Source organism: Roseateles sp. (genome assembly GCF_049240545.1).
Classification (GTDB): domain Bacteria; phylum Pseudomonadota; class Gammaproteobacteria; order Burkholderiales; family Burkholderiaceae_C; genus Paucibacter_A.
Genome location: NZ_JBMLSK010000116.1, coordinates 1 through 2,519, shown reverse-complemented (window position 1 = coordinate 2,519; position 2,519 = coordinate 1). Strand labels below are relative to the sequence as shown.

Annotated in this window: 2 protein-coding genes; both read right to left on the bottom strand. The window is 57.0% G+C overall.

What is annotated here, in order from left to right:
• Positions 1 to 68 precede the first annotated feature (68 nt).
• On the bottom strand, positions 69 to 869 hold the full coding sequence (gene istB / locus ACOVRJ_RS08110; protein ID WP_422043379.1) for an IS21-like element helper ATPase IstB: 801 nt from the start codon (positions 867 to 869) through the stop codon (positions 69 to 71).
• Entirely contained in the window at positions 859 to 2,412 is a 1,554-nt protein-coding gene (gene istA / locus ACOVRJ_RS08105; protein ID WP_422043378.1) for an IS21 family transposase, read from the bottom strand. The genes istB and istA overlap by 11 nt, the downstream gene beginning before the upstream one ends.
• Positions 2,413 to 2,519 lie beyond the last annotated feature (107 nt).

Genomic DNA, 2,519 nt, shown 5'->3' with positions numbered 1-2,519 from the left:
TGTTGAATTGCATCGAAATCTGACCCACCAATTGCATTGAATTTTGACCCACCTGAATTGGTACGAATTTACGCTTCTTCTGTGGATATTTTTGTGGATTTCCTTTCTCGCTTGATGCGTTGAGTGGGTTTTAGTTCGGTATCTCGGTTCTTGAAGCGGTAGGAGTCGTTGCCAGTTTCTACAATGTGGCAATGATGAGTCAACCGATCCAGTAACGCCGTCGTCATCTTGGCATCGCCGAAGACTGATGGCCATTCTCCGAAGCTCAAGTTCGTCGTAATGATGATGCTGGTGTGCTCATAGAGCTTACTAATCAGGTGAAACAACAACGCTCCGCCTGACTGGCTAAACGGCAAATAGCCCAGCTCATCGAGAATGACAAGGTCAGCGTATAGCAGCCTGAATGCCAGATGACCCGCGCGGCCCGCCGCCTTCTCCTGCTCCAGCAAGTTCACCAGCTCAACGGTCGAGAAGTAGCGCACCCGCTTATGTAAATGGGTAATCGCCTGCACGCCAATTGCGCTCGCCAGATGTGTCTTGCCCGTTCCTGGGCCACCCACCAGCACCACGTTATGCGCGCTGTCGATGAAGGCACCGGTGTGCAATTGCCGGATCAAACCTTCATCGACCCGACTCTGACTAAAGTCGAAGCCGGCCAGATCCCGATGGGCGGGGAACTTCGCCACCTTCAGTTGATAGCCCACCGAGCGGACCTCTCGCTCGGCGACTTCTGCCTTCAACAGGTTGCCCAGAATGGGTAAGGCCGCCTGATAGGCGGGCGAGCCTTGCTGGCTTAAGTCGGCAACGGCTTGCGCCATTCCCGTCAACTTCAACGATTTCATCATCATGATCATCGCCTCAGGCTGCATAACGGCCTCCCGATTGGGCCGCCGGCCTGAGCGTGTCGTAGCGGGTCACGTTCGCCTCGGGTTCAACCTTCAATGAGAGCGGCGCGGGGGTGGCGATCGGCTGTGGCGCACTGCCTTCGACCAGTCGACTTAGGATGTTCAGGATGTGCTGTTTTGACGCCGCCCCCGATTCAAGGGCAAGCTCGACCGCGCACAAGACGGCGGACTCGTCGTGGTGCAGCACCAACGCCAAGATATCGACCATTTCGCGGTCGCCCCCTGGGCGCTTCATCAATACCGTCTGCAGTTGCTTGAAACCCTCCGGCAAGGTGGTGAATGGCGCGCCGTTGCGAATGGCGCCGGGTTTGCGTTGCAACACCGCCAAGTAGTGCCGCCAGTCGTAGACGGTGTGGCCAGCATTGTGGTCGCGGTTGATCAGGCGCTGATGCTCGGCGATGATATTGCCCTCAGCGGCCACCACGATCCGGTCGGCATAGAGCCTGACACTAACCGGCCGGTTGGCAAAGCTGGCCGGCACGCTGTAGCGGTTGCGCTCCAAGTGAATCAGGCAGGTTGGTGACACGCGCTTGATATGCTCGATGAAGCCATCGAATGCCGGCGGCAAGGCCATGAGGTGTTTACGTTCCTCTTCCCAGGTCTCGGCAATGGTCCGGTCGATCTCCTCGGGATGCCGGATCTCCGCCCATAGCGTTTGGCAGCGTTGGGTGAGCCAATCATTTAATGCCGCCAAGGATGTAAAGGCTGGGGTATTGCGGTCATTGACCTGATGCCAGATACGATGCCTGGCATCTTGGACATTCTTCTCGACCTGGCCCTTCTCCCAGCCGGAGGCCGGGTTACAGAACTCTGCCTGAAAGACGTAGTGGCTGACCATGGCGGCGAAGCGTGCGTTGACGTCGCGTGCTTTACCGACGCCAATCTTGTCGACGGCAGTCTTCATGTTGTCGTAGATGCCGCGGCGGGCCACGCCGCCTAGTGCGGTCAAGCAATGGTGGTGAGCATCGAAGAGCATTTCATGGGTCTGGAGAAGATAGGCGCGCAGCATGAAGGCGCGACTGTGGGCGAGTTTGAAGTGCGCCACTTGGAGTTTGGTGCGCTCACCGGCGATGACAGCCCAGTCTTCTGACCAGTCAAACTGGAAGGCTTCGCCGGGAGCGAAGGTGAGCGGCACAAAGGTGCCGCGTCCGGTGGTTCTGGCTGTCTCGATTTGCTGCTCGCGCCAGCGTTTGGCAAAGCAAGCGACGCGGTCGTAGGAGCCTTCATATCCCAGGCCCGTCAGCTCGCGGTACATCTGCTTCAAGCTCTTGCGCTGTTTGCGTGATGCCTTGGCAGCAGTCTTGAGCCGGACGATAAGCTGTTCGGCGTAGGGTGCCAGCTTTGACCGGCTTGGGCGCGGTTTATAGCGCGGCACGACCACTTGGCCGACCAAATACTTCTTGATAGTGTTTCGGGAGACTCCCGTGCGTCTTGCAATACCGCGAAGCGAAACACCTTCGCGCATGTGCAGGCGCCGAATTAAGCTCAACATTGCCACGTCAATCACTCCTTCATGCTCCTGCTCAAAAAATAAGCAGGATAGTGGTTAGACGTGGATCAATTTCTAATGCAAATCACTTCCCTAAGTGGGTCAAAATTCAGTGCAATTCAACA

Coding starts and splice junctions, on each gene's coding strand:
- istB (WP_422043379.1), bottom strand. CDS start 869: ATGCAGCCTGAGGCGATGATCATGATGATGAAATCGTTGAAGTTGACG.